6 protein-coding genes are annotated in these 4,862 nt (G+C 72.8%); all 6 read right to left on the bottom strand.

Annotated features, from left to right (window positions below; all coding sequences use genetic code 11):
* The coding region (locus tag ACWDSL_RS51920) for a flavoprotein (RefSeq protein ID WP_450496583.1) at nucleotides 1-580 on the bottom strand (580 nt) is incomplete at its 3' end.
* Nucleotides 581-700: 120 nt separating this feature from the next.
* Nucleotides 701-973: a DNA-directed RNA polymerase subunit omega gene (gene rpoZ, locus ACWDSL_RS51915; protein WP_450496582.1), complete on the bottom strand. Its 273-nt coding sequence runs from the start codon at nucleotides 971-973 to the stop codon at nucleotides 701-703.
* 95 nt (nucleotides 974-1,068) lie between these two features.
* Nucleotides 1,069-1,662, bottom strand: a complete 594-nt coding sequence (gmk, locus tag ACWDSL_RS51910) for a guanylate kinase (protein ID WP_450496580.1) — start codon at nucleotides 1,660-1,662, stop codon at nucleotides 1,069-1,071.
* 38 nt (nucleotides 1,663-1,700) lie between these two features.
* Nucleotides 1,701-2,024, bottom strand: a complete 324-nt coding sequence (locus ACWDSL_RS51905) for an integration host factor (protein WP_009713618.1) — start codon at nucleotides 2,022-2,024, stop codon at nucleotides 1,701-1,703.
* 205 nt (nucleotides 2,025-2,229) lie between these two features.
* Nucleotides 2,230-3,090, bottom strand: a complete 861-nt coding sequence (gene pyrF, locus ACWDSL_RS51900) for an orotidine-5'-phosphate decarboxylase (protein ID WP_450496578.1) — start codon at nucleotides 3,088-3,090, stop codon at nucleotides 2,230-2,232.
* A 495-nt stretch (nucleotides 3,091-3,585) separates the two neighbouring features.
* Nucleotides 3,586-4,704, bottom strand: coding sequence for a quinone-dependent dihydroorotate dehydrogenase (locus ACWDSL_RS51895; RefSeq protein ID WP_450496577.1), 1,119 nt, complete (start codon nucleotides 4,702-4,704; stop codon nucleotides 3,586-3,588).
* Nucleotides 4,705-4,862 lie beyond the last annotated feature (158 nt).

Raw genomic sequence — 4,862 nt, 5'->3', positions numbered from 1 at the left:
CGCGGGCGCCGCGGGTGTCGCGGGCGCCGCGGGTGTCGCGGGCGCCGCGGGCGAGCACCCGGCGGCAGACCTCGAAGATCTCGCCGGGTTCGGGCAGCCGCCCCTTGCCGGTGTCCACGCCGGTCAGCCGCCCGACGGCGGGCTCGATGACGACGGCCCCGCGGCGCCGCAGCGTGGCGACGTTCTCCTGGGTGGCCGGGTGCTCCCACATCTCGGTGTGCATGGCGGGCGCGAAGACGACCGGACATCGGGCGGTGAGCAGGGTGTTGGTGAGCAGATCGTCGGCGAGGCCGTGGGCGGCCTTGGCGAGCAGGTCGGCGGTGGCGGGGGCGACCACGACGAGGTCGGCGGACTGGCCGATGCGTACGTGCGGGACCTCGTGGACGGAGTCCCAGACCTCGGTGGTGACGGGGTTGCCGGACAGGGCCGACCAGGTCGCCGCCCCGACGAAGTGCAGCGCGGAGTCGGTCGGTACGACCCGTACCTCATGGCCGGATTCGGTGAGGCGGCGCAGCAGCTCGCACGCCTTGTAGGCGGCGATCCCGCCGCTCACCCCCAGGACGACCTTCGGCTTGTCCATCGCTCGCCTCTCCGCGCGCCGCGTCACGCGCTGCCCCGTCACGTATGTACCCATGACACACCACGGGCCCGGCGGCCATGCCGCCGGGCCCGTGGTCGGAGTTCCGACTACTGCGTCGGGCTACTGGGGCGGGGCCTCGATGGCCTCGGAGGTCAGCAGGCCGGCGTTGATCTCGCGGAGCGCGATCGACAGCGGCTTCTCGTGGACGTGGGTGTCCACCAGCGGGCCGACGTACTCGAGCAGGCCCTCGCCGAGCTGCGAGTAGTACGCGTTGATCTGGCGGGCACGCTTGGCCGCGTAGATCACCAGGCTGTACTTGGAGTCGGTGGCCTCGAGCAGCTCATCAATCGGCGGGTTGATGATGCCCTCGGGCGCGGTGATGGGAGAGGACACTCTCTGCCTTCCGAGCGGGTGATGAAGAGATGAGAAATTCGATCAATGGTGACCGGCGCTTCGGCCGAGACCGGCGCATGGGAAACCAGTGAAGATCAAAGCACTCGCATCAAGGTTAGCAGCTCTTGCGCCACGTCCTCGACGGAGGTATTGACCAAGGTCGTATCGAACTCGGGCTCGGCGGCCAGCTCGGTCCTGGCGGCCTCCAGCCTCCGCTCGATCACCTCGGGCGGCTCGGTCCCCCGGCCGGTGAGCCGGCGCACCAGCTCCTCCCAGCTCGGTGGAGCGAGGAAGACCAGCTGCGCCTCCGGCATGGAGTCGCGAACCTGACGGGCGCCCTGCAGATCGATCTCCAGCAGCACCGGCTCACCCGCGGCGAGGCGGTTCTGGACCGCCTCGCGCGGGGTGCCGTAGCGGTTGCCCGCGAACTCGGCCCACTCCAGCAGCTCACCGTTGGCGATGAGCTTGTCGAATTCCCCGTCGTCCACGAAGAAGTACTGAACACCGTGGCGCTCACCGGGGCGCGGCTTGCGGGTGGTGGCCGAGACCGAGAGCCACACCTCAGGGTGTGCCTTGCGCATATGAGCGACGACCGTGCTCTTACCGACCCCGGAAGGGCCGGAGAGCACGGTCAGCCGCGGACGTGCGTCCGGGGGTACGGGGGTCGCCCCGCGGGAGTGTGCTGCCATGCAGCGATTATCCAGGTTCCCCGGAGTGCCTGGAAACGTCAGCCGGCGGCGCCGCCGAACTCACGCTCAAGCGATGCGATCTGGTTGGAGCCCAGACCGCGGACACGACGGCTCTCGGAAATGCCGAGCCGCTCCATGATCTGCTTGGCGCGGACCTTGCCGACGCCAGGCAGGGACTCCAGGAGAGCGGACACCTTCATCTTGCCGATGACATCGTTCTCCTGGCCCTGCTTGATGACCTCGTGCAGGGAAGCGCCGGAGTGCTTGAGTCGATTCTTGACCTCGGCGCGCTCCCGGCGAGCCGCGGCGGCCTTTTCGAGCGCGGCTGCGCGCTGTTCAGGGGTAAGGGGCGGAAGAGCCACGCCTACGTCACCTCGGATGTCGAACTTGTCGGATACGGACCGGTGAGGAACCTAGTCGCCCCTCACCTGCGGAGCAACGCGCAACGCAGCTGCGCGTTGGCTCTGGTCGGAGACTAGCGGCCCATTCCGCTCCAGTCAGCGAGAACAGACGAAAAGTCCTGGTCAGACTCGCTCGACTTGGACATTTAGGGGCAAAACAACCCGGTTATTCGGCCACCGCGCGCACTTGATCAGCCAATCGGAGCGCCGCCGACGCCAGCGAAGCCGGGTCCGGACCGTGCCGGAGCACCCCCCGGCTGACGCTCGGGACCACATTCCGCACCGCCGCGCCGAAGACCCCAGGAAGGTCCGCGGGCGTCGCGCCCTGGGCGCCGATGCCCGGAGCCAGCAGCGGGCCGCCGATCGCCAGATCCGCCCCGGCCTCCCCCGCCGCGCCCCCCAGCGTCGCCCCGACGACCGCGCCGTACGAGCCGAGGAGGCCCGCGCGGGCCTCCTCCGCGTTCTCCGCCTTGAGGTGATCCAGCACCGTGGCCGCGACCGTCGCCCCGTCGGCCCGTACGGCGTGCTGCACCTCGGCACCCTCCGGATTGGAGGTCAGCGCCAGCACGAACACCCCCGACCCGCTCGCCCGCGCCGCGTCCAGCGCCGGGCGCAGCGAGCCGAAGCCCAGATACGGGCTGACGGTGACCGCGTCCGAGAACAGCGGGCTGCCGGGGTCCAGGTACGCCGAGGCGTACGCGGCCATCGTGGAGCCGATGTCGCCACGCTTGGCGTCCATCAGCACCAGCGCGCCCGCGGCCCGGGCGTCCGCGACGGCCCGCTCAAGCACCGCGATACCGCGCGAGCCGAAGCGCTCGAAGAACGCGGACTGCGGCTTGAGGACCGCGACCTTGTCGGCGAGGGCGTCGACGACCGTACGGGTGAACCGCTCCAGGCCCGCGATGTCGTCCCCGAGCCCCCAGTCGGCGAGCAGCGAGGCGTGCGGGTCGATGCCGACGCACAGCGGGCCGCGGGCGTCCATGGCGCCGCGCAGGCGCGTGCCGAAGGGTTCGGCGGTGTCGGTCACGGGGTCTCCTTGGGGGTTCCTGGGTTGCTGACGGTGTGGGTTCTGTCCCCTCCCCGCCCCTTCCCGATCCTGGGGGGACGCCCCCAGCCCCCCGGCCCGCCCAGCCCTCCGGGCGACCCGGGCCCGGAGCGGGGTCCGGGCCCCGCCCGGGCGGGGCTGCGGCGCAGCCCCGGCAAGGCCCGCGGCGAAGCCCCGGCGGGTCCGAGGCCCTCCGGCCCCAGGCGGCCCGGGGCCGGAGGGCCAGGGCCCGCCCCCGGCGGGTTTGGGGCGGCCCCGGGGTCCTGGGGCGCAGCCCCGGGCGGGGTTTGGGGCACAGCCCCAGGGCGGGTTCCCGGGGGGGGCTGGGGCGCAGTCCCCCCGGCGGGGTTTGGGGCGGCCCCGAGGTCCTGGGGCGCAGCCCCGGCCGGGGGTCCGGGCCCAGCCCCGGGGGTTTGGGGCGCAGCCCCGGGGGGTCTGGGGCGCAGCCCCGGGGTTGGAAGGGGCGGGTGGGCGGGGCTACAGCGTCGGCTCCGGCGCGTCCGCGCCGATCGCGTCGGCGAGCGTGGCGTACGAGCTTGCCGCGAGGCGGGCCGCGAGGCCGCGGTGGATACGGCGGCTCCAGAACGGGCCCTCGTAGATGAAGGCGCTGTAGCCCTGGACCAGCGTGGCCCCGGCCAGGATCCGCTCCCAGGCGTCGTCGGCGGTCTCGATCCCGCCCACTCCCACCAGCGTGATCCGGTCGCCGACCCGGGCGTACAGGCGGCGCAGCACCTCCAGGGAGCGGGCCCTCAGGGGCGCCCCCGACAGACCGCCGGTCTCGGCGGTGAGCTCCGGTCCCGAGACGAGGCCGAGGCCGTCGCGGGCGATGGTGGTGTTGGTGGCGATGATGCCGTCCAGGCCCAGTTCGACCGCGAGGTCGGCGACCGCGTCCACGTCCTCGTCCGCGAGATCGGGCGCGATCTTGACCAGGAGCGGCACCCGGCGGCCGGGGACGGTGCGGTCCGCGGCCTCGCGTACGGCGCTCAGCAGGGGCCGCAGCTGATCCACGGCCTGGAGGTTGCGCAGCCCGGGGGTGTTGGGCGAGGAGACGTTGACGACGAGGTAGTCGGCGTGGCCGGCCAGCCGCTCGGTGGAGGTCACATAGTCGGCGACGGCTTCCGCCTCAGGGACGACCTTGGTCTTGCCGATGTTGACGCCGACCGTGGTCCGGAACGCGGGGTGGCCGGCGCTGCGGGCCGCGAGGCGGGCGGCCACCGCCGCCGAGCCCTCGTTGTTGAAGCCCATCCGGTTGATCAGCGCCCGGTCCGCGACCAGGCGGAAGAGCCGCTTCTTGGGGTTGCCGGACTGCGGCTGGGCGGTGACGGTGCCGATCTCGACATGGTCGAAGCCGAGCATGGCCATGCCGTCGATACCGACGGCGTTCTTGTCGAATCCGGCCGCGAGCCCGAAGGGCCCGTGCATGCGCAGGCCGAACGCCTCGGTGCGCAGCGCCCGATGGCGCGGCGCGAGGAGGGCCGCGACGAAGGTCCGCAGGACCGGGACGCGGGCGGCCAGCCGGATCCAGCCGAAGGCCAGGTGGTGTGCCCGCTCCGGGTCCATATGGCGGAAGACGAGACGGAAGAAGAGCTGGTACATGGCGGGCTTTCTGCGACGGTGAGGGCCAGGACGGCGAGGGCCGAGGCGGTGCGGGCCAGAGGCGGTGCGGGCCAGGGGCGGCACGGGCCAGGGGCGGACACGGAGCGGCGGGCGCCGGAGCATGTGCCCCGGCGGACACGGAGCGGCGGGCGCCGGGG

The organism is Streptomyces sp. NPDC000941 (assembly GCF_053599555.1).
Note: the sequence above shows the minus strand (reverse complement) of the source record. Positions and strands in the feature narration are given on the sequence as shown.